Origin of the sequence: Dickeya chrysanthemi NCPPB 402, from assembly GCF_000406105.1 — a bacterium.
Taxonomy (GTDB): Bacteria; Pseudomonadota; Gammaproteobacteria; order Enterobacterales; family Enterobacteriaceae; genus Dickeya; species Dickeya chrysanthemi.
This window is the reverse complement of the sequence record NZ_CM001974.1, coordinates 737,683-759,772: the sequence shown is the minus strand read 5'-3', so window position 1 is coordinate 759,772 and position 22,090 is coordinate 737,683. Positions and strand designations below refer to the sequence as shown.

At 56.7% G+C, this 22,090-nt stretch carries 20 protein-coding genes and 1 CRISPR repeat array (1 of these 21 cut by a window edge); of the genes, 16 read left to right on the top strand and 4 right to left on the bottom strand.

Annotated elements, in window-relative coordinates:
- Positions 1–886: a CRISPR direct-repeat array (repeat unit 28 nt; unit sequence GTTCACTGCCGAGTAGGCAGCTTAGAAA); it reaches 644 nt to the left of the window's first position.
- A 251-nt stretch (positions 887–1,137) separates the two neighbouring features.
- Together DCH402_RS22970 and DCH402_RS22965 are read left to right on the top strand one after the other, a co-directional pair.
- The gene (locus DCH402_RS22970) at positions 1,138–1,602 is read left to right on the top strand and encodes a hypothetical protein (RefSeq protein ID WP_233276316.1); all 465 of its coding nucleotides are present in this window, start codon (positions 1,138–1,140) and stop codon (positions 1,600–1,602) included.
- Positions 1,603–1,715: 113 nt separating this feature from the next.
- Entirely contained in the window at positions 1,716–2,747 is a 1,032-nt protein-coding gene (locus DCH402_RS22965; protein WP_233276315.1) for a sensor domain-containing diguanylate cyclase, read from the top strand.
- A gap of 46 nt (positions 2,748–2,793) precedes the next feature.
- Here DCH402_RS22965 and DCH402_RS03420 read toward each other — a convergent pair whose 3' ends face one another.
- A complete protein-coding gene (locus DCH402_RS03420) occupies positions 2,794–3,213 on the bottom strand; it encodes a secondary thiamine-phosphate synthase enzyme YjbQ (RefSeq protein WP_039999702.1) in 420 nt (139 codons plus the stop codon).
- Between the two features lie 82 nt (positions 3,214–3,295).
- Positions 3,296–6,127 carry an excinuclease ABC subunit UvrA gene (gene uvrA / locus DCH402_RS03415; protein ID WP_039999700.1) on the bottom strand — a complete coding sequence of 944 codons (2,832 nt, stop codon included), beginning with the start codon at positions 6,125–6,127 and terminating at the stop codon, positions 3,296–3,298.
- A 233-nt stretch (positions 6,128–6,360) separates the two neighbouring features.
- Here uvrA and DCH402_RS03410 point away from each other — a divergent pair, with 233 nt between their 5' ends.
- Positions 6,361–6,924 carry a single-stranded DNA-binding protein gene (locus DCH402_RS03410; protein WP_039999699.1) on the top strand — a complete coding sequence of 188 codons (564 nt, stop codon included), beginning with the start codon at positions 6,361–6,363 and terminating at the stop codon, positions 6,922–6,924.
- A 106-nt stretch (positions 6,925–7,030) separates the two neighbouring features.
- A complete protein-coding gene (locus DCH402_RS21020) occupies positions 7,031–7,231 on the top strand; it encodes a hypothetical protein (protein ID WP_233276314.1) in 201 nt (66 codons plus the stop codon).
- A gap of 316 nt (positions 7,232–7,547) precedes the next feature.
- Here DCH402_RS21020 and DCH402_RS03405 read toward each other — a convergent pair whose 3' ends face one another.
- Together DCH402_RS03405 and DCH402_RS03400 are read right to left on the bottom strand one after the other, a co-directional pair.
- Positions 7,548–8,126 (bottom strand): flavin reductase family protein, encoded by a 579-nt coding sequence (locus tag DCH402_RS03405; protein WP_039999698.1) that lies wholly within the window; start codon positions 8,124–8,126, stop codon positions 7,548–7,550.
- Between the two features lie 34 nt (positions 8,127–8,160).
- Positions 8,161–8,790 (bottom strand): Rossmann-fold NAD(P)-binding domain-containing protein, encoded by a 630-nt coding sequence (locus DCH402_RS03400; protein ID WP_039999696.1) that lies wholly within the window; start codon positions 8,788–8,790, stop codon positions 8,161–8,163.
- Positions 8,791–9,238: 448 nt separating this feature from the next.
- Between DCH402_RS03400 and DCH402_RS03395 the strand changes: the two genes are divergently transcribed.
- The 12 genes from DCH402_RS03395 (at position 9,239) to DCH402_RS03340 (ending at position 22,090) form a co-directional block, all read left to right on the top strand.
- Positions 9,239–9,811: a DUF4255 domain-containing protein gene (locus tag DCH402_RS03395; protein ID WP_039999695.1), complete on the top strand. Its 573-nt coding sequence runs from the start codon at positions 9,239–9,241 to the stop codon at positions 9,809–9,811.
- A 5-nt stretch (positions 9,812–9,816) separates the two neighbouring features.
- Entirely contained in the window at positions 9,817–10,629 is an 813-nt protein-coding gene (locus DCH402_RS03390; RefSeq protein ID WP_039999694.1) for a hypothetical protein, read from the top strand.
- Between the two features lie 234 nt (positions 10,630–10,863).
- Positions 10,864–12,417 carry a phage tail sheath family protein gene (locus DCH402_RS03385; protein ID WP_039999693.1) on the top strand — a complete coding sequence of 518 codons (1,554 nt, stop codon included), beginning with the start codon at positions 10,864–10,866 and terminating at the stop codon, positions 12,415–12,417.
- A gap of 112 nt (positions 12,418–12,529) precedes the next feature.
- Positions 12,530–13,000, top strand: coding sequence for a phage tail protein (locus DCH402_RS03380; protein ID WP_012768442.1), 471 nt, complete (start codon positions 12,530–12,532; stop codon positions 12,998–13,000).
- Positions 13,001–13,093: 93 nt separating this feature from the next.
- Complete coding sequence (locus DCH402_RS03375; RefSeq protein ID WP_071604662.1) at positions 13,094–13,552, top strand: phage tail protein; 459 nt, start codon at positions 13,094–13,096, stop codon at positions 13,550–13,552.
- A gap of 27 nt (positions 13,553–13,579) precedes the next feature.
- Entirely contained in the window at positions 13,580–13,765 is a 186-nt protein-coding gene (locus tag DCH402_RS03370; RefSeq protein WP_039999690.1) for a hypothetical protein, read from the top strand.
- A 15-nt stretch (positions 13,766–13,780) separates the two neighbouring features.
- Positions 13,781–14,428: a CIS tube protein gene (locus tag DCH402_RS03365; protein ID WP_039999689.1), complete on the top strand. Its 648-nt coding sequence runs from the start codon at positions 13,781–13,783 to the stop codon at positions 14,426–14,428.
- 1,210 nt (positions 14,429–15,638) lie between these two features.
- On the top strand, positions 15,639–16,232 hold the full coding sequence (locus DCH402_RS22960) for a phage baseplate assembly protein V (protein ID WP_233276349.1): 594 nt from the start codon (positions 15,639–15,641) through the stop codon (positions 16,230–16,232).
- Between the two features lie 70 nt (positions 16,233–16,302).
- On the top strand, positions 16,303–16,602 hold the full coding sequence (locus tag DCH402_RS03355) for a PAAR domain-containing protein (RefSeq protein ID WP_012768437.1): 300 nt from the start codon (positions 16,303–16,305) through the stop codon (positions 16,600–16,602).
- A 2-nt stretch (positions 16,603–16,604) separates the two neighbouring features.
- Positions 16,605–17,024: a GPW/gp25 family protein gene (locus DCH402_RS03350; protein ID WP_012768436.1), complete on the top strand. Its 420-nt coding sequence runs from the start codon at positions 16,605–16,607 to the stop codon at positions 17,022–17,024.
- Positions 17,025–17,106: 82 nt separating this feature from the next.
- Positions 17,107–21,201 (top strand): baseplate J/gp47 family protein, encoded by a 4,095-nt coding sequence (locus tag DCH402_RS03345; protein ID WP_039999687.1) that lies wholly within the window; start codon positions 17,107–17,109, stop codon positions 21,199–21,201.
- 61 nt (positions 21,202–21,262) lie between these two features.
- Positions 21,263–22,090, top strand: a complete 828-nt coding sequence (locus DCH402_RS03340; RefSeq protein WP_039999685.1) for a hypothetical protein — start codon at positions 21,263–21,265, stop codon at positions 22,088–22,090.

Genomic DNA, 22,090 nt, shown 5'->3' with positions numbered 1-22,090 from the left:
GAGATTGTATGACATTTAGTTCACTGCCGAGTAGGCAGCTTAGAAACCGCACTGCCTGTAGTGCCGGATGGATTGCACGTTCACTGCCGAGTAGGCAGCTTAGAAAGGAGCGTTGTTCCTGCTGTCAGATTGGCTATTGTTCACTGCCGAGTAGGCAGCTTAGAAAAGCATTGAGCCGACATCCGTCGACGATAACGGGTTCACTGCCGAGTAGGCAGCTTAGAAAATGCCGTTGTCCAGCACGATAACGGCTTCACCGTTCACTGCCGAGTAGGCAGCTTAGAAAAGACTCGGCGGGAACCCGCTCGACCCATGGCAGTTCACTGCCGAGTAGGCAGCTTAGAAATGAGTCAGTTTGGCGGCGGTTAAGGCGGCGGCGTTCACTGCCGAGTAGGCAGCTTAGAAAGAAGTCACTGGAGTCTTTGCGGGTACCCGAAGGTTCACTGCCGAGTAGGCAGCTTAGAAACACTCGCGGCACTGGTAGGCTGGGTATTAAGGGTTCACTGCCGAGTAGGCAGCTTAGAAATGTCTCTAAAACTGTCACTAACCTTGACATGTGTTCACTGCCGAGTAGGCAGCTTAGAAAGTCAATCCACCCCTGATAATTAGGCAGTAGTTGTTCACTGCCGAGTAGGCAGCTTAGAAAGGTCGAGATTACCATGAGCACCAATATCTTATGTTCACTGCCGAGTAGGCAGCTTAGAAATCTGAGTCTTGTTTATAATGACTATTCTTCTGGTTCACTGCCGAGTAGGCAGCTTAGAAAACCCTGGCCAACCCGATGAAACCGCAGTGGAAGTTCACTGCCGAGTAGGCAGCTTAGAAAACCATATCCAGCTGTGGTTGCATCGCGGAACTGTTCACTGCCGAGTAGGCAGCTTAGAAAAAGCAGATGCTCAACACGCCAGTGTGTTGCCGGTAACGCGAATTATTTAGGTTATGCCGACTGATTTAAATTAAAACAGGGTTTCTTTTTATTACTTCGACCACAAATTCTACCTCCTTGGTTGACACTATTTTAAACCTTGACTACTACTTAACTATTAAGGCTAGATTGACGTCCACCCTTAACGGAAAAAGAAATGAATTGCACATTTTGTGCAACCAGAAATGGTCATCACCGGTAGCTATAACTAAATGCGAATAAAAAAACTGATACAAATAAATCTTTTGCATTTAATCCTATTCATTTCTCTTGCCAGTATGTTTGTTACGCTATTGAATAGCTATTTAACTTTTTATCACGTTCAAAAAAAACTACTGTTTGAACAAGCCACTAAAGTCAATGCCAGTTATTCAGCCAAACTCGCCATGACTGTGGATAATTTTTTTTCTGTTTCAGAAGAGCAATTATCTTATAGCGCCAGGTTGATCGTCAGTCATATCCAGTCGGGTAATTTACGTGCCCTGCAAACTGACTTGCAACGTATTCATCAGTTAAGCCATGCGTTTAATTCAATGGTGGTGGTGACAGCAACCGGCCAGATCATTGCCGCGTCGCCAATATCGCTGAATTTGACCGGCATCACATTAACCTCCAGCCAGCATCTTATTGCACAAAAAGAAAAAAATTTATTATCAGCTCTCCCTATACCTCGTTGAGCGGCAATTATATTATTTTTATTTCCCAGCCTATTTTCGATGACATGGGTAATTATCTTGGTTATATCGGCGGCTCGCTGTATTTAAATAACCGCCGCATTCTGAATGAGTTCATGAATACACAATTCAGTAACGATAGTTTCAATACTTATGTGATTGATAAAGAAGGCACGATAATTTATCACCACGATCTCACACAAGTTGGCACCAAATTTAGCGACCCCGCGACTTTGTCTTCGGTTAACGGTCAGGATAAAGGCAGCTTTATGATGCCGGATGAGCAGGGCATTCCCTCGCCAGCTTCATTTATCCGTACGCAAAAATCAGGCTGGATTATTATCACTCAGCAGTCATTTCATTCCATCAAAGAAGCGCTGAATAACGTGATGGTCAATGTACTCAAACAAGGTACGCCGCTGGGGATCGTGACATTGATGATACTCAGCATTTTGACCTATTACATCGCCAAACCGCTGCGCCAGTTGGCTAAATCCGCCAGCAGTATGGAACAACCGGGGGTGATAAACAAAATACGCTCAGTCAAAGCCTGGTATCTGGAAGTAGAGCAGCTCAAGCGGGTATTGCTGATGGGTACCGTGCTGCTGCACAAACGTATCGGCCGCCTGAGCTCCGAAGCCCATACCGATCCGCTTTCCGGCATGTTAAACCGGCGAGGAATGCTGGAAAGCATGGAAGAGGTTCGCGGCGAATATAAAAAAGTCTCGGTAATCGCTATTGATATCGACCATTTCAAAGTGATCAATGATTCTTTTGGTCATGACATGGGTGATGAAGTGATCCGTAAGCTGAGCCAACAAATCCGTAAAAATTTCCGGAAAACCGATTTGGTCTGCCGAATCGGCGGCGAAGAGTTTTTAATCCTGCTGCCGGGCGCCGACATCCATGTCGCGACGGTGATCGCCGAACGGCTGCGTAATAATGTCGCCAATACCATTTATATGCCGAGATCACAGCATCATCAGGTCACGATCTCGGTTGGCGTAACCACCTTTAACCCGCAAAAATCAACGCTGGATGTTGCGATCAAAACTGCGGATAACGCGCTGTACAAAGCGAAAAACAGCGGGCGTAATCAAGTCGTGGTGGAATATCTCTCCGACGATATATCGCTGGTACAGCATTAAACATCGCGCCAGGCTGTCGGCCCCCCGCACAGACCATTAACCCTGCTTATTCCCCCTGCAACGTCACCACCAGCGATCGGCTGCCGCCATGATTGCGATGCTCGCACAGATAAATCCCCTGCCAGATACCGACATGCAGCCGACCGTTACGCACCGGCAGCATCAGGCTGCTGCCCAGCAAGCTGCTTTTCAGATGGGCCGGCATATCGTCGCTGCCCTCATAGGTATGGCGATAATAAGGCTCGTCTTCCGGCACCAGGTGGTTAAACGCGCTTTCGAAATCCTGCCGTACCGTCGGATCGGCATTTTCATTGAGCGTCAGCGACGCGGACGTGTGGCAGATAAAGACATGCAGCAACCCCACCTTCACGGTACGCAAATCCGTCACCTCTCCCAGCACCTCATCGGTGATCAAATGAAAACCACGGGAGCGGGGTTTCAGCCGAATATCGTATTGTTTCCACATTTCGCGTCTCCTGTGGTGGTGAATCATTGGCATAAAAAAGCGCGGCAAGCCGCGCTTAACAACCCATTTTGGTCTGGAAGGCTCAGCCGCGCGCCAGAATCGGTTTCAGGAAACGGGCGGTGTGGGATTGCTCGCACTGCGCCACCGTTTCCGGCGTGCCGGAAACCAGAATCTCGCCGCCGCCGCTGCCGCCTTCCGGCCCCAGATCGACAATCCAGTCGGCAGTTTTGATCACATCCAGATTGTGCTCAATCACCACAATGGTGTTGCCCTGATCGCGCAACTGATGCAATACCTCCAGCAGTTGCTGGATGTCGGCGAAGTGCAGCCCGGTGGTGGGCTCATCCAGAATATACAGCGTCTGACCGGTGCCGCGTTTCGACAGCTCACGTGCCAGTTTCACGCGCTGCGCTTCGCCGCCGGACAACGTGGTGGCGGACTGCCCCAGCCGGATGTAGGACAAACCGACATCGATCAGCGTTTGCAGCTTACGCGCCAGCGCCGGAATGGCATCAAAGAATTCACGGGCGTCTTCAATGGTCATCTCCAGCACTTCGTGGATGCTCTTGCCCTTGTATTTAATCTCCAGCGTCTCGCGGTTATAGCGTTTGCCTTTGCATTGGTCACAAGGCACGTAAATATCCGGCAGGAAGTGCATTTCCACCTTGATCACACCGTCACCCTGGCAGGCTTCGCAGCGCCCGCCGCGCACGTTAAAGCTGAAACGTCCGGGGTTATAACCGCGGCTGCGCGCTTCCGGCACGCCGGCGAACAACTCGCGGATCGGCGTAAACACGCCGGTGTAGGTAGCCGGGTTGGAGCGCGGGGTACGGCCGATCGGGCTTTGATCGATGTCGATCACCTTATCGAATTGCTCCAGCCCCTGAATGTCACGGTACGGCGCCGGTTCGTTCAGTTCGCCGCCGTTGAGCTGGCGCTGGGCGATTGGGAACAGCGTATCGTTGATCAGCGTCGACTTGCCGGAGCCGGACACCCCGGTAATGCAGGTGAACAACCCGACCGGCAGCGTCAGGGTGACGTCTTTCAGGTTGTTGCCGCGCGCGCCAATCAGCTTAAGCACTTTAGCCGGGTCCGCCGGTACACGCTGCGCCGGGATCTCGATTTTGCGCGCCCCACTCAGGAACTGGCCGGTCAGCGATTCCGGCACCGCCATGATCTGCGTTGCCGTCCCTTCGGCAATCACCTGCCCGCCGTGCACGCCTGCGCCGGGGCCGATATCGATGATATGGTCGGCGGCGCGGATGGCGTCTTCATCGTGCTCCACCACAATCACGGTGTTGCCGAGATTACGCAGGTGGATCAAGGTCTCCAGCAGGCGTTCGTTGTCGCGCTGGTGCAAACCAATAGACGGCTCGTCCAGCACGTACATCACGCCGACCAGGCCCGCGCCGATCTGGCTGGCCAGACGAATACGCTGCGCCTCGCCGCCGGACAAGGTTTCCGCCGAGCGCGACAGCGACAGGTAATTCAACCCGACGTTGACCAGAAAACGCAGACGATCGCCGATTTCCTTCAGCACTTTTTCGGCGATTTTCGCCCGTTGGCCGCTCAGCTTGATGTTATGGAAAAACTCCATCGCATGGCCGATGCTCATATCGGCAATCTGCGGTAGCGTGGTCTGTTCTACATAGACGTGGCGCGCCTCTTCACGCAGGCGGGTACCGTTACAACTGGCGCACGACCGGTTGCTGATGAATTTCGCCAGTTCTTCACGTACGGCTGTCGATTCGGTTTCTTTGTAGCGGCGCTCCATATTGTTGAGCACCCCCTCGAACGGATGACGGCGCACCGAGGTATCACCACGATCGTTGATGTACTTAAACTCGATATTTTCTTTGCCGGAGCCGTACAGAATCACTTTTTGAAGCGCCGGGCTGAGGCTATCGAACGGCGCTTCGACATCAAACTCGTAATGCTCCGCCAGCGAACGCAGCATCTGGAAATAGTAGAAATTACGGCGATCCCAACCGCGGATCGCGCCGCCGGCCAGCGACAGCTCGCCGTTTTGCACCACGCGCGCCGGGTCGAAAAACTGCTGCACGCCCAGCCCGTCGCAGGTCGGGCAGGCACCCGCCGGGTTGTTGAACGAAAACAGCCTCGGCTCCAGCTCATGCATGCTGTAACCGCACACCGGGCAGGCGAAATTGGCGGAGAACAGCAGTTCCGGCGCGTTCGGGTCATCCATATCCGCCACCACGGCGGTGCCGCCGGACAGCTCCAGCGAGGTTTCAAACGATTCCGCCAGACGCTGCGCCAAATCGTTGCGCACTTTAAAGCGATCGACCACCACTTCGATGGTGTGCTTTTTCTGCAACTCCAGTTTCGGCGGGTCCGACAGGTCGCACACTTCACCGTCGATACGGGCACGGATGTAGCCCTGCGTCGCCAGGTTTTCCAGCGTTTTGGTGTGTTCGCCCTTGCGTTCTTTCACGATCGGCGCCAGCAGCATCAGCCGTTTGCCTTCCGGCTGCGACAAGACGTTATCCACCATCTGGCTGACGGTCTGGGCATCCAGCGGAATATCGTGATCCGGGCAGCGCGGCTCGCCGACGCGGGCGAACAGCAGGCGCAGGTAGTCGTGGATTTCCGTGATGGTGCCGACGGTGGAACGTGGGTTGTGCGAGGTGGATTTTTGCTCGATGGAAATGGCGGGTGACAACCCTTCGATATGGTCCACATCCGGCTTTTCCATCAACGACAGGAACTGGCGAGCGTAGGCCGACAACGACTCCACATAACGACGCTGCCCTTCGGCATACAGCGTGTCGAACGCCAGCGAGGATTTGCCAGAACCGGATAACCCCGTCACGACGATCAGTTTGTCGCGTGGAATAATCAGGTTGATATTCTTCAGGTTATGGGTACGGGCACCACGAATTTCGATCTTATCCATGCACACTTTTCCCGCAATAGACGCTGTTTTTTATCCTTTATCTAAAAAAGGAAGCCAGTAGAAACGGCCGATTATGGCACAAACAAAACTGAATGGATATCCAGTACCTGACAGCAATTTCTGCAACAGTGGAAAAAAGAATGCGGTTCGCCTCGCGGGTATTATCTGGCTCAATGGCGTGATATAGTTTTTCGTTTAAAATTTAAATATGTGATTGTTCAGGAGACACCAACATGGCCAGCAGAGGCGTTAATAAAGTGATTCTTATCGGGAATCTGGGTCAGGACCCGGAAGTCCGTTACATGCCGAACGGCGGCGCGGTCGCTAACCTGACTCTGGCCACGTCGGACAGCTGGCGCGACAAACAGACCGGCGAGCAGAAAGAGCGCACCGAGTGGCACCGTGTCGCACTGTACGGCAAGCTGGCTGAGATCGCCGGCGAATACCTGCGCAAAGGCTCCCAGGTGTATATCGAAGGCCAATTGCGTACCCGCAAATGGCAGGATCAGGGCGGTCAGGACCGCTACACCACTGAAGTCGTGGTTGATATCTCCGGCAGCATGCAAATGCTGGGCGGCCGCGCTGGCGGCGGCGCTGGCGCTCCGGCCGGTGGCAACATGGGCGGCAATACGGGTGGTGGTAACGCGCCACAAGGTGGTTGGGGTCAGCCGCAACAGCCGCAGCAAGCCAACCAGTTCAGCGGCGGCGGCGGTCAGTCCCAGTCCCGTCCGCAGCAAAGCGCGCCGATGCCGAGCAACGAACCGCCGATGGATTTTGACGACGACATTCCGTTCTGATAACCATCATCAATACCGGGGCCGACACAGGTTCCGGTATGGATGAACAGGTTCAAGGATGAACCCAGTTAGCACATGAATCAGGAAAAGGATGAGGATACTGCTTATGTCACGTTCATTTGAATTACAGAGAATTTCCGAAGCTCATCGTCAGGCAATGTTGCAATCTGTTGAGCAGTCATCAAACCGTGTTGGTGCAGCAGGTATGGCAGCAGCAACCGTCAGAACACTCTCCCCATCAGATCTGAATTCACTGATTAATCAAGCAATGAATCAGGTGCTACGCTCCAGTGAATGTGAGCGATAAAAGTAAAATTAGCTTACTGACAGAAAAACTTTCAGGTTAACAAGGGACGTTATTTTAGATCGATGGAAAACGATAATTCGTTGGTTATAACTAATGAAAAATCATGGGTTTTTCAATTACTGGTAAAAAATCCAGAAGACAGTATTGGCCTGATAGCCTACTCGTTCTATAAACTTGAAAAAAACCAATTCGCTGAAAAACTGCGCGCTAATGGTCAATCCCTTTACCGCCAATAGAAAACAGTAAACCACAATAAATAGAGCCATATTAATTATGGGCCGAACGCCCTGCTCTTGCAGGGCATTGGTTTATATGGTCACGATTCTTTCGCATCCATCGCATCACCAATAGCGTAATAATGCCCGCCCGCCACATGATGCAGGCTGCGCCATTTTGGGTCAGCCGTTTCAAAATGCCAGTGACCCTCACTGAATACGCGTGAATCGGCCCAGGCACCGATAACTTCTCCGATAAACAGATCGTAGGTTTGCTGGTTGTGCGGCTCAGGGATCAGTTTGCACAGCAGCCAGGCGGCGCAACCGGCCACCAGCGGCACATCCAACTCGTGAGTGCGAAACAGCTCCACCTGACAGCGCGCCAGCTTGTCCGGAGTATCCCGCAGGCTGATACTGCCGAGCTGATTGGTCAATTCCAGTTGTGCCGTCGTCGGCACCTGAATGGCAAAATAGCCGCTGTTTTCCAGCAGTTCACGCGTTTTAGTCGCTTTATCCAACACCACGGTCAGCTTAGGCGGTGCAAAATCCAGCCCACAGCACCAGGCTGCCGCCATCACATCTTCTACCCCATCATGGCAGGCCGACACCAACACCGTCGGCCCGTGGTTAACCAGCCGATAGGCTTTTGCCAGCTCAACCGGTGACATCGTGCTATTCATAGTGGCTCCTGCGTTATGCACATTGCTCTCCACTTTACACCAGATGCTCAGAGCCAATCACCTGCACACCTCCAACCGGGTTCAACGCCGCCGCCAACAAAGCGTCCGCAATGTTTTCCGCAGGGTTAATACGCAAAGCCCGTGGTAGCACCGGATGCAATACATGCAACAGCTGTTGTGCCGCCCATTCACCAGCACGTCGATCGTGTCGCTCGCCGCCAATCAACCCTGGGCGCACCAGCGTCAGTGAAGAAAACCCCACCCCAGCCAGATCGCGTTCCACTTCACCTTTCACCCGGTTGTAGAAAAACCGCGACGTGACGCTCGCCCCTCTGGCTGAATTCAGCACGTAGGCAGGCGTACCGTGCTCCTGAGCCAGCCGCGCGACTGCCAGCGGGTAGTCGTGATCGACCCGGTAAAACGCCGCCTGACTGCCCGCCGCTTTGATGGTGGTGCCCAGCGTACAAATCACCGCATCCGCCCGCCACCAGTCGGCATCTTGCGGCAAGTGTTCAAAATCCACCTGCGGCGCCAGCAGCTTGTCGTGAGCCGGTAATTCACGCCGCACCGGTGCCGTCACCTGCGTAATACGCTTGTCTGACAGCGCGTTTAATAACACCTGATGGCCGACCAGCCCGGTTGCGCCCACGAGTAGTAATTTCATGCGTATTCTCCCTGTTTGGCGGTGAACCTCGATCAGGTATGATAATTCATGTTTAACAACAGCTCACCAGCGAAATAATGCTGAATACAGCAGTGAAAAGATAAGGTATCGCCAGCCACTTAACGACCTTATCACTTAAAAAAACATGAAATTTCTTTTTTCATCACGTTACCCCACCATTCATCATGGCTAATTTACGTATTATGCCGTTTAACTTCCGAATACTCTTTTCAGCTCGCACATCATCAGCAATACTGTCTTTTATTAACTATACCCAAAATAATTCGAGTTGCAGGAAGGCGGCAATCGAGCGAATCCCCAAGAGCTTACACAAGTAAGTGACTGGGGTGAGCGAGGGCAGCCAACGCACCTGCAACTTGAAGTATGAAGGGTATAAACCTCTGCACTAAAAATAGGGTAAAGAGGGTCATTCAATAAAGGAAACCCCATGCTCCACGCCGCTATCCATTACCTGACAAAACAATTGAATCAATACCTGAAAAATACCCTAAATCTGCATGATGACGTCGTGGTGATTGCTAATCCGGCCGATGACGACGGCAAAATGTTTCCGCTGACGAAAAATAAACTGGTGGTCTTTCTGTCGAATATTGAAAAAGAAACCGTGACGTATCGGAATAATGCCGCTAATCCTGGGAATCGTTTTGCTGTCAGTACGCCGCCGTTATTTGTACGGGTGTCGATAGTGGTGGCGGCAAATTTTACCGGCACGCAATACGCGGAAGGATTGCAGGTGATCGCCCATGCGATGGCATTCCTTCATAAAAACGCCTTGCTTAACCGTTATAACGCCCCAGATATGGATCAGGAAATTGAGCAACTATTACTGGAAATGGACAGCCTGCCGCGTCATGAGCTCGGAAATATGTGGACGATGTTAGGCAGCCGTTATTTGCCGTCGGCGGTATATCGCCTGCGGGTAAAAATCGCCGACAGTCAGGCCATTCAGGCTCAGGCAGACGGCATCAGGCAATTGCAGACCACCGTAGCCAAGGATTAACCGCCATGAGCGATTACAGCCCGTTATTTCAATTGCGTATCGAGCATGAGTTTTTTGCCGGCGGTAGCGGGCTGCCGTTTTATGGCGAATTATCGGCCTCCAGTCAACAGGCTGCGGCGCACGCCGGGCTGCTGATTAAGCCGTTGGCAGACGGGCTGCTGGTGCTGGCGGATCGGGCGCAGCGCGCCGCCTTGCAGATAACCGACGCCCTGATGCTGCGGTGGTGGTTTGGCAGCCGGGAGCCCGACTTTTTCAGCTATACCGCGTTGAGTGGGTCGATGGAACGCGAAACGCCGTACTTTCATTACACGCTAAGCGGGGCGGAAACCGGCGAAGTGCGTCTTCAGGCGGCCGACAACACGGCACCGAAGGATGAGATGCCGTTGCCCCTAAATCTGCGCTCCCGGCCAAAAGAGCGGGCCTGGCTGGTCGATATCGATATTCGCGCGGCGGCGATAACGGCATTCCTTAACCAGCGAGCCGCGCCGTTATTGATTATGCCGTTTCGCAGCCAGCGACGGCGCTGGAAATATCTGTTCACCGCGCCTTATGTGAATAAGTACTCGCGTATTCAGGATAGTCGCCAGAAGAATCGGTTCGATTATCTCGGCACGGAAGTACTGGCTAATGGTCAACACGCTCAGGCATTTATTTCCCGTGAGCCGTTAATAATACAAAAAAGGTCTGATTATTATTTTCAGCTTTATCAGCAAGACACATTATTAATGGAGCGATTACCGGTAGCCATGCCACGACATCAATGTCGGTTGAATACCCATATATTATCTGAAAGCGTATTTGAAATTATTGTTAACTGACGCGACCCCAAAAATAACAGGGCAATAAGAAATATCGGCGCAAGCACTATCCTCTTTACTGGTATCGCAAGGCGCGGGTGGTGATACCCAAAATAATTCGAGTCGCAGGAAGGCGGCAAGAGAGAGAATCCCGATGAGCTTACTCAGGTAAGTGATTCGGGTGAACGAACGCAGCCAACGCACCTGCAACTTGAAGTATGACGGGTATATATATCAAGCAGAAGGAATAAAACTATGGGCGTGATGAAAACCCCAGGCGTTTATATTGTTGAAAAAAATGCCTTCCCTAATTCAGTGGTAGAAGTCGCTACCGCGGTGCCGGCATTTATCGGTTATACCGAAAAAGCGGAAAACGGCGGCGTATCGCTACGCAATAAAGCATGGCGTATTACCTCGATGTCCGATTTTCGCCATTATTTCGGCGGCGCGCCGCTGCATAAATTCGATATCGTTGAAAAGACCGATAAAGTCTCGGGTGATGCCGCCTTCAGTCAGGCCGGCAAAACCTATGCCCTGACGCTGGCGAATACCCGCTATCTGCTGTACTACAGCATGCTGTTCTTTTTCCAGAACGGCGGCGGCCCTTGCTATATCGTCTCGGTAGGTGGCTATCAGAACGCCATCGACGCCGATGCGCTGAAAAACGGCATCACGCCGCTGCTCAAAGAGCCGGAACCCACTATGGTACTGACGCCGGAAGCGGTGTGTCTGAAAGAGGACGACTGCATCAACGTACAGCAGGCGGTGCTGGCGCATTGCGGCGGCACCATGAAAAACCGCATCGCGATTCTCGACGTTTGGGAAGGCTATAAAGACAGGCAAGACCCCAGCGGCGACTGTATCGCCAACTTCCGTTCCAAACTGGGCATCAATTATCTGGATTACGCCGCCGCGTACTACCCGTGGCTGAATACCTCGATTATTCAGGACAGCGACATTAACTTCACCCATATCAACAATCTGGACATTCTGACCACCGCGCTCAATGCCGAGATTGCCGGCGCGTTCAAAGAGCTGGACGGGCTGAGCCCCGAGCAGTTAAACAGCGGCAGCAACAAGTTAAAAGCGGCCAAAAAACAGCAAATGCTGGATGAAGTCGCCAAACTGACGGTGGAACAGAGCGACGCGGAAAAAGCGCTGCTGCATAAAATTCTGTTCTCTATCAGCCCTATCTACAAAAGCGTACTGGAGAACATCCGGCGTCAACAAAACCTGCTGCCGCCCGCCGCGTCGATGGCGGGCATCTACACCATGGTGGATAACGCTCGCGGCGTGTGGAAAGCCCCGGCCAACGTCAGCCTGAACGCGGTGGTATCGCCCAGCGTGAACATCAGCGCCGACGAACAGGAAGACCTGAACGTCACCACCCAGGGGAAATCGATCAACGCGCTGCGTACCTTCACCGGCGAAGGCACGCTGGTGTGGGGCGCACGCACGCTGGACGGCAACAGCCTCGACTGGCGCTACGTCAACGTGCGCCGGACCATGATCATGCTGGAGGAGTCAATCAAACAGGCGGCCAAAGCCTACGTGTTCGAACCCAACACCGCCAATACCTGGGTTTCGATGGAGAGCATGATCGAAAACTTCCTGTTCGGTATCTGGAAACGCGGCGGGCTGGCCGGCGCATCGCCGGAAGATGCCTACAGCGTGGATGTCGGGCTCGGCAAGACCATGACGCCGCAGGACATTCTGGAAGGCATTCTGCGTATTACCGTGCTGGTGGCCATCAGCCGTCCGGCCGAGTTTATCGAAATCACCTTCCAGCAGCAGATGCAGAAATCCTGACGCTGACGGCATCACGTTTTGACGACTGTAGGTTTTTGATGACTTCAGGTTTTTGATAACAACAGGTATTTGATAACTAAAGGTTTTATCACCCTCTTCAAGGAGAACACTTATGGCAGATGACGGTTCCGCTCAGTCAAACACCGTATGGCCGATGCCCAAATTTCACTTTGAAGTGAAATGGGACGGCGGCGCGGGCGCCAGCATGGTGGCGTCGTTTCAGGAAATTACCGGCCTGGATATCGAAGCCCAGATAATCGAATACCGCGCCGGCAACAGCCCGGTATTTTCCACCATCAAAATGCCCGGGATTATCAAATCCGGCAATGTGACGCTGAAAAAAGGCATTTTCGTCAAAGATAACAACTTCTACGACTGGTTTTCGAAAATCAAGATGAACACCATCGCCCGCACCGCCGTCACCATCAATTTGCTGGATGAAAGCGGCAGCCCGGCCATGACGTGGAAGCTCAAAAATGCCTGGCCGACCAAAATCAGCGGGACGGATTTGAAATCAGACGGCAATGAAGTGGCGGTTGAAACCATCGAACTGGCGCACGAAGGGCTGGAAGTCGCGGTGTAATCGCCTATTCGCGGCGTGAGGGCCGGTTAATGCGGCGGGTCGCCGCCGCGTTAATTCGCTATAACCCATTGAAGTATAAACACGGTAATACCGATGCAAACACAATCGCCCGGCGGCGACTGGCCGCTACCCGCGTTTTATTTCAGCGTGAACATCGACAACAGCGGCGACGACCAGGCGTTTCAGGAAGTCTCCGGCATCGAAGCGCAGATTGAAACCGAGCCCTTCACCGAAGGCGGCAATAGCAGCGTCTACCATTTGCCGACTGCGGTAAAACAAGGCCCGCTGAGGCTACGCCGCGGCCTTGGCGCCACCGACTCCCCCCTGGTGCGCTGGTGCAAAAGCTGTTTTGAAGGGTTGTTGAATAGCCCGTTGGTCACCAAAGAGGTGAGCGTCAGCCTGTTGGACGAACGGGGCGACCCGTTGCGGGTATGGCTGTTTTATAACGCCTACCCCATCAGTTGGAAGATCGAGAGCTTTCACGCCACCCGTAATGCAGTAGCGATTGAAGAGATTGTCCTGTGTTTCAGCCGTTCCAAACGCAAACAGTAACCGCAAACCATATAAGGCAGCCCCATCATGACGATAGAAGTACGACAACTGACGATTTACTCCCGTGTCATCCCGCCGCATGACGCCGAGGAAACGGCGCAACCGCAACCGGGCGCGGAAAACCGCGACGACGGCAGCCAAACCGGCCCGCACGCCGCCGCGTCGGGCACCCTTGCGTTGCATCATCTGCACACCGAGCCGCGGGAACGCTAACCGGAGCCGTCTATCATGCAGAAGCTGACCATCCGCACTCTCGATAAAAAACAGCAATTTGACGTGATGCTCAATCCCGCCAGCCTCCGTCATGAGCATGGCATCAATTACACCAACCGGCTGGCGGCGGGTAACCGCACGCTCGGCAGTCTGGCACCGCGCCTCGATTTTGCCAGCTACCAGAGCGAGAGCCTCAGTTTCGAGCTGATGATTGACGGCACCGGCGTGGTGGAACAGCCGCAGAAAACGGACGTCGCCGGCTACATCACCCGGCTTAAAAACGTGGTGTACCGCTATGTCGGCGACAAACACGAACCCAGCGTGGTGGTATTAACCTGGGGCACGCTGTCATTCAAAGGGCGACTGACCCGCCTTGACATCCGTTATTCGCTGTTCGATGCCGCCGGAGCGCCGCTACGCGCCACCGTCGGGTTGCGTTTCGACAACTATCTGGACAGCAGCGAGCAGGCGCTGCGCGCCAATCGCTCCTCGCCCGATCTTACCCACAGCGTGGTGGTCAAACAGGGCGATACCCTGCCGCAACTGTGTTACGCGGTCTATCAGGGCAGCGCCTATTACATGGCGGTCGCCCGTTATAACGACCTGAACAGCGTGCAGCATCTTGTGCCGGGCACCCGGCTCTATTTTCCCCCACTGGCCTGATGGAGCGACGACATGGCGGATTCCCCGGCAACACGCAGCGACGGCGTAGTGACCTACACCATCAAGAGCAACGGCACCGAGGTAGGCAACGCGATTCAGGTGTTGTCGATTCACATCTGTAAGCAGGTGAATCATATCGCCCGCGCGGAGCTGACGATTCAGGACGGCGATATGCCGCAAAACCGCTTTTCGCTCAGCAGCGGCGAGCTGTTCAAACCGGGCAACATGCTGACCATCGCCGCCGGTTACGCCAGTCAGGAACAGGTGTTGTTCGAGGGCATCATCATTCGTCACGGCATCAGCCTCGGCGGCGACGGTCATTCGCGACTGCGGATCGAATGCCGGGACAACGCCATCGGCATGACGGTGGCGCGGCGTAACAACAACTACCTTCGGCAGAAAGACAGCGATATTTTCAGCCGCCTGATTCGCGCCTGCGCCGGGCTCCGCGCCCGTGTCGACACCACGCAAACACAGCACGACGAACTGGTGCAGTTCAACTGTACCGACTGGGATTTTCTGCTGACCCGAGCGGAAGCCAACGGGCTGGTGGTGTGCAACGACGACGGCACCGTCGCCGTCACCGCCCCGCCCCTGAGCGCCTCGCCGGTGTTAACCCTCACCTACGGCGACGACCTGATGTCGCTGACGGCCGACATCGACGCCCGTCATCAGTTTAGCGCGGTCACCGGCGTCGGCTGGGACATCAAAAACCAGCAGCCGTTGCAGGAAAAAGCCGCCGCGCAGTCCGTCAGCCGGCAGGGCAACCTGAGCGCCGACCAACTGGCCGGCGTGCTGGGGCTGACGGAGTTCCGGCTGCAAAGCGCTACGCCGTTACCGGCTACCGCACTGCGGGAGTGGGCGAGCGGTCAGCAAGTGAAATCCGCCCTGTCGCGCCTGCGCGGCACCCTGACTTGTCAGGGCTGCGCCCGCGCCCGCATCAACACGCTGATCGAACTGGCCGGGGTCGGCGCGCGTTTCAACGGCCACCTCTATGTCGGCGGTGTTCGCCATCATATTCAGGACGGACAATGGCTGACCTACATCGATTTCGGTATGCCGCCGGTCTGGTCGGCCGAACACCGGGACCTGACGCCGCCGCCCGCTGCCGGCCTGCTGCCCGGCGTGGACGGGTTACAGATAGGCATCGTCAAAAAAACTGGACGGCGACCCGCAACAGCAGCACCGCGTTCAGGTGTCGGTGCCGGTGATGCAGGCGGAAAACGACGGGGTGTGGGCCCGGCTGGCCAGTTACTACGCATCGGCCGGCATCGGGGCGCAGTTCATGCCGGAGGTGGGCGACGAGGTGATTCTGGGTTACTTCAACAATAACCCGTCGGACCCGGTGATCCTCGGCAGTCTGTACAGCAGCAAGAACCCACCGCCGGTCACGCCGGAAGCCAAAAACACCCTCAAAACGCTGCTGACCCGCAGCCGGTTAACGTTGCAGTTCAACGAAGAGGACAAGGCCATCACCCTGACGACCCCCGGCGGCAATCAGGTGATGCTGAGTGACAAAGACAAAACGGTGACGTTACAAGACCAGAACGGCAACCGCGTCACGCTGGATTCATCCGGCATCACGCTGGATAGCCCGAAAAACATCACCCTCAGCGCCAAAGGGAAAATCGAACTCAGCGCCGGGCGCACCGTCGATATCAGCGCCAAAGCCGACGTCACCGCCGCCGGGATGAACGTCAGCCTGTCGGCTAAAACCGGCCTGACCGCCAAAGGCAACGCCACCGCCGAACTGTCCGCCTCCGGCCAAACCGTGGTGAAAGGCGGCATAGTGATGATCAACTAGCGCCAGACAGGTACAGCACGCAACAAGACAACGTTGTTGGTTATCGACAAAAAATCAGGAGAAACACCTTATGCCGCCCGCCGCTCGCCTGACTGATTTACACGCCTGCCCGATGGTAACGCCGGGGTTGCCGCCGGTGCCTCATGTCGGCGGGCCGGTGATCGGCCCCGGCGTACCGACGGTGTTGATCGGCAAGCTGCCGGCGGCGGTGCTGGGCGATAACTGTGTGTGCGTCGGGCCGCCGGACGCCATCGTAAAAGGCTCCGCCACCGTGCTGATCGGCGGGAAACCCGCCGCCCGTCTCGGCGATACCACCGCCCACGGCGGCAACATCGCGCTGGGCGACTTTACCGTATTGATAGGAGGCTAACCGTGGATAACGATAACGCGTTTCTCGGCACCGGCTGGGGGTTCCCGCCGCAATTCGATGCCGCCACCCAGAGCATCGTCATGGCCAGCGGCGACGACGATATCCGGCAAAGTCTGGCGTTGCTGCTCTCCACCCGACCCGGCGAACGTATCATGGCACCGGAATACGGCTGCGATATTCAGGGCATGGTATTTGAAGACCTCACCCTCTCCACGCTGACCGACATAAAAAGCCGGATTGAGCAAGCCATCCTGTTTTTTGAGCCCCGCATCCGGCTACAGGCTATCGCCATCGATAACCCGCCGGCTCCCGACGGCACCGTATTAATTCGCCTTGATTACACCCTGATCGCCACCAATACCCGCAGCAACATGGTGTACCCGTTCTATCTGCGGGAAGGCACGCTGGTCGTCGCGCCCTAGCGGATGTTTCCCGCCAGCGCCGTTTTGCCCCTATCCGACCCTGTTTAATCTATCCGACCTTGTTTAATCGAGACCGATGCCCATGACCGTACACTGGAATCCACCGTTGCCGCCCCCCGCCGCCTCGCAACGCCGGCGCCTGCCGCCCGCGCTGGAAGAAGGGGCGTTTCTGGCCGATGAAATGTCGTTTGAAACGCTGCTGGTGCTGGCCAGCGACATCGCCGCACAGCTGAGTTTCGACGCCGGCAACGGCCCGACGGCAGGCAACTGGCAGACGCTGTTTGCCAAAAGCGAAGTCACCGGTATGGCGATCATCCTGTCGTTCGACACCGCACTGGAACAGAGCCGGTTTCGCCAGGCGCAGTCGCACGGCATGGGTAACACGCTGGCTTACCTGATTGCGCTCTACGCCAATCTGGATCGCTGGTATCGCGCCTTCCTTCCCGTCCACACCACCAGCGCCGACCACATTAAGCTGACGATCCAGACGATCCTGAAAACACAACTGGTGAGGCCGTTCCAGTACGTGGTGATTCTGGCGCAGGCGCTGGACGGTTACCGCCAATCGTTGCTGGCCGACCCGCGCCTGACGGCCCTCGACCCGCTGTGGGGCATTCGCCATGACAACGGGCGGTTTATCGCCAGCGAGCAGCAACAGTTGCTCCAGCAGCAGTTGCCGGGCATCCAGGTGCTGGAAGAGCAGCTACAGCTCTGCTTTTCCGCCGCGATCAACGCCGTCAGCCAGTTGCAGGCCGACTGCCGAAGCCATCTGCAACAGGCGTTATCCCATGCCGATCACTCGCCGGAAGTGGCGCTCTACCTGACGTTTCTGACCTTGTTTACCCGGGCGCAGGCCCGGCTCAACCGGTTCACTACCCGGCATCTCGACTTTTACTACCGCCGGGTGCTGCGCCAGCAACCGCAACCGCTCGCGGCCGACGCCGTATTTCTAAAATTAACGCTGGAATCCCCCTCGGCATCGCCGGTATTACTTGAACGCGGCGTCGTTTTCAGCCGCGGACAGGATTCGCGGCTGCACGACAGGCTTTATTGCAGCGATCAGCCGTTGCGGGTCACCGACGCCGAAGTCAAACAGGTGCATTCGCTGTTGCTCAAGCGCGACCCGCTGATGTCGCCGGAACGAGAGTTGGATTTCATCACCGCCATCCACAGCGACAGCCTGTGGCCGTGGGACCATCAACAGCCCCGCTCCCGTACCTTGCTGTCGCTGTTTGGCGAAACGCCGGCGTTGCAGCGTCACCCGTCACCGTCTGCGCCGGGTTTCGCCATCATCGACCCGGTGCTTTACCTGCCCGAAGGACGGCGGCAGGTCAGCCTCACCGTCACGCTGGTCGATGCACAACGGTCACAGTTGGCGCAACAACTCTACTTGCTACGGGATGCCGCCTCTGCGGCGGTACTGCGCAAGCGGCTGACAACGCTACTGCTGACGCTGGCGCACGCCATGGCGCCGTTACTGCCGGACGCCGCCGCGCCGGCGCTGCTGGATGCGCTGACGGCGGCGTTATCCTCCCGCCAGTTGCAGGCGTTGCAACAGAGCGATGACGACGACGCCATCAGCCTGTTGTACCAGTATTTTTTGACCGGCGTACTACGCCAGACCCAGGACCCGGCCTGTTACTGCCGGGCGCTGGGGCATCTGTTCAGCCGTCAATGTCTGAGCCGCCGCCGCTGGCTCAATGACGAAGAGCAACGCCGCATTCTGGCGCGCAGCCGCCGGTTACTGCCCGCCGCCAGCCAGTTGCTGCTGGAAAAGTTGTTCAACGGCCACCGCCAGGCCAACTTTTACCGCCTGTGCAGCGAGCTGTTCACGCTGCGCATCAGCACCGAAAACGGCTGGCAACCCATCACCGCGTATCGTCTCCATCCGCTGTGCGCCGACGACGACGGCCGGTACGGTTTTCGGCTGACGTTTACCCTGTTGCCGGGGTTCGACGCGGTGATCCCCTGCGATCCGGCGCTGCACGGCGACATCTGGCATTATCACGCCCCGGCATTGCAACTGGCCATCAAACCGGAAACGCCGTTTTTCCCTTACTCGGTATTGCGTGATTTTGTGCTCGGCCCGCTGACGCTCAGCACGCAGGTATCCGGCGTTCGAACGTTACAGCTTTACACGCCGGATGGTCAGGCCGACGCCGGCAAGCCGTTTTATCCCTTCGGCGCACAACCCGTCGGCCAGTCGGCGCTGACGATCGCCAGCTACGAATTGGCCCGCAAGCAGGTGCAGGAGGTGACGCTAGCCATCGACTGGGCCAATCTGCCGGGCGGCAGCGGCGGTTTTCGTCAGCACTATCGCGGTTATCCCGGCGATGACGATAACCGCCGCTTCAATGCACAGCTCTCGGTGCTGCGCGAAGGCGAATGGCGCCGGGTCGGCGCTCCGACGGCGCTGTTTGCCGAAACGGCCGGCAGCGAGCGGTTACGCCCCGACATACAACTGCACGCCGACCTGAAACAGACGTTTCAGCCGACCCGCCCGGCCATCGACGCCGACGATTTTCGCTTTGACCACACCAGCCGCAACGGTATGCTCCGCCTGTCGCTATGCGAGCCGGAACACGCCTTCGGTCATCATCAGTACGCGTTGTTGCTGAGCCAAACGTTGCTGCACAACGCCAAACGCCGCACACCGCTGCCGTTGCCCAATCCGCCGTATACCCCGGCGATAAACCGGCTGACACTCAGCTACCGCGCTTGCTCGCGCCTGTACCCCGGACGTACCGACCCTACGCCCGCGCCCGATAGCCATCTGCTGCATCTGCATCCGTTCGGCCACGAGGTGCGGTATCCGGCGGCCAACGGCGACGACGCAGCGCGCGCCGTCACGTTTTTTCCCCGCTACGACGATGACGGCAGCCTGTTTATCGGGCTACAGGCTTCATCGCTCACCGGTATGCTGAACCTGTTTTTCCAGCTTGATGATCAGGCCGCGCCCACCGCTATCCGCCATCGGCAGGCGTTTCAGTGGTGTTATCTGGTGGATAACGTCTGGCGCGAGTTACCGCCGCATCAGGTCATCGCCGACACCACCTGCGGCTTTATCACCTCCGGCATCATCACGCTGGAGCTCCCGCCGGACATCAACGATCGCCACACCATCATGCCGGACAGACTTTATTGGTTGCGGGTGAGTACCCGGCAGGGCATCGGCGAATACGCCAACTGCCTGCACGTCGCCACCCATGTGGTGCGGGCACGCCGCCAGTGGCCGCAAGGGCAGGACGATGACGACGACGTCACGCCGCCGCCGGCCGTCGAGCCCGGCTGGCGGGCGCTGTCCCCACCGGCCGGGCTCGGCCCCCTCAGCCTGATGCTGCCGCTCAACGACGGTGCGCCGCGTGAATCCACCCGGCAATTCCGCCAGCGCGTCAGCGAACGACTGCGCCACAAAGGACGGGCGTTAACCGGCTGGGACTATGAACGACTGGTGTTACAGCACTTTGCGGATATCGAGCAAGTGCGTTGTTTTCCCCATACCCGTTTCGGCGTTCCGGGTCATCACCCCGGACAGGTGTTGCTGCTGGTGCGCCAGCGGCATTCGCCCTGCCGGCACCAGCCCTGCGATGCCCTGCACACCAGCGCCGCATTGCTGCACCGGATACAAAGCTGGTTGCAGACCATCGCGCCGCCGGGCGCCGACATTGCCGTCCGTTCGCCGGTGTACGACAGGGTTCAGGTACGCTGCACCGTCGCCTTCCAGCCAGGGCACCATCCGGGGCAGGCGCTGCGCCGCCTGAACCGTGATATTTCCGCGTATCTCTGCCCGTGGCGCGAAGACAGCATCAGTCAGGGCTTTGGTTTCCCGGTGGCGCTGCATCAAATCGAGTCGTTCATCGCGCATCTGGATTACGTGCGTTTCGTCACCGGCTTTTCGCTGATTACCCTGCGCCAGCGCAGCGCCGACACGCACGACAGCCGGGCGTTGCAATGGCAACTGTTTGACAGCGCGGCAGGCGCGCCGAAAAACAATACCGGCGTTCCCACCGCAAACAGCCCGCATCTGACCGGGCTAAGTCCGCGCTATCCCTGGAATATTATCCTGCCGGTTGAACAGCATGACCTGCGGCTCAGTGCAGATCTCAGGCCGCTGCCGCCGGAAAAAATCGGTATTGGCGATCTGATCATCGGCGACAGCTTTATCACCGTCCGGTAATCCGTGATGACGGCACGCCCGGTGCGGCAACACGGCAGACAGCGAAACAAGGAGTAGGTAAGTGGCAAAACGAAATCGCGGCACCTTGAAAAACTACTTCCGTCAGGGCGCTATGCCGTCGGCCGAACACTTTGCCGATCTGATCGACTCGTCAATCAACGCCCTCGAAGAAGGGTTCGATAAAACGCCGGAACAGGGGGTGAAGATCGCCGCGTTGGAGCCTCACGCCAGACTGATGACGTTTTACCGCGACAGCGATCCCACGCGGGCGTTGTGGTCGGTCGGCCTGCAACCGGACGGCGATCAGTTGCGAGTCCACCGCCACCCAAGCGATGAGCAGGACAACACGGCGGATACCGATCCGCTGCTGACGCTTACCCCGGATGGCCGGGCGGGTATCAACACCACGGCACCGCGCCACGCGCTGGATGTCAACGGGGTGATCGGTGCGCAAGGGCGGGCCGGAACGCAATGGGCCGACAGGCTGCCCGCCGACGGCGAATGGCACGATCTCACGCCGAAACTGGAAGGGTGCCAGGCTTTTGAGGTGGTGGCGGGCGTCGGTATTCGTCATTCCGGACGCTACGCGCTGATCCATGCCATCGCGCTGAATACCTGCGCCCCCAGCGGTTTTTGGTTCAACCTGTTCGGCCGCAAAAACCGCATCAGCGCCCGCCACGCCTATTACCATTCGCGGGCCGACAAGCTGACGCTGCGCTGGCTGCGCGACGACACGCCCGCATACGGCCAGGACGGCGTGCGCCCTTATCGGTTGCAAATCCGCACCCACACCGGCTATGGCGACGGCATCGTGATTCGCTATCACCTCACCCGGCTGTGGCATGACGCCTACATGCACGACTGCCTGCTGCCGACGGACGAGGAGTGA